1 pseudogene is annotated in these 234 nt (G+C 63.2%); it reads left to right on the top strand.

The features are described from left to right. A pseudogene (locus tag SB772_RS45785) lies at window positions 1–234 on the top strand (fumarylacetoacetate hydrolase); the annotation flags it as partial.

Raw genomic sequence — 234 nt, 5'->3', positions numbered from 1 at the left:
CGATCTCCACCTGGAACAATCCGGAGCCCGAAATCGTCCTGGCGGTCAACAGCCGCGCCGAGATTAAAGGCGCGACACTCGGCAACGACGTCAACCTGCGCGATGTCGAGGGCCGCTCGGCGCTGCTGCTCGGCAAGGCGAAGGACAATAACGCATCCTGCTCGATCGGCCCTTTCATCCGCCTGTTCGACGGCAGTTCCACGCTCGACGACACACGCAAGGCCGAGCTTGACC

This window comes from Paraburkholderia sp. SIMBA_030 (assembly GCF_046535245.1).
In the GTDB taxonomy this organism is placed as follows: Bacteria; Pseudomonadota; Gammaproteobacteria; order Burkholderiales; family Burkholderiaceae; genus Paraburkholderia.
This window is presented reverse-complemented; position numbering and strand designations above follow the sequence as displayed.